Here is a 239-nt window from a genome sequence, read left to right as displayed (position 1 = left end):
TCAATTGAATGCTTAACCTCTTCAATAATCATATCAACATCAACAAAGGGAAAATCCATCTTATCAGCTTGGCTAACCTCTCCAGATCCATCACCCTCGAAATCAAAGTTTTTATCAGCTTCAAATTCAACACCGGCTTGCAACAACCCTACAAAATCAAATCTTCCGTCATTATCTATATCTATCTTCTCTCCTGCTAACATACCGATAATATCAAACACACTAATGGCATCTTCAAC

General features: G+C 36.8%; 1 protein-coding gene. It reads right to left on the bottom strand.

The window, feature by feature from the left end:
* A partial coding sequence (locus Q5762_RS39525) for a hypothetical protein (protein WP_315897151.1) occupies nt 1-239 on the bottom strand: 239 nt, incomplete at both ends.

This window comes from Streptomyces sp. P9(2023) (assembly GCF_032436795.1).
Lineage (GTDB): Bacteria > Actinomycetota > Actinomycetes > Streptomycetales > Streptomycetaceae > Streptomyces.
Note: the sequence above shows the minus strand (reverse complement) of the source record. Positions and strands in the feature narration are given on the sequence as shown.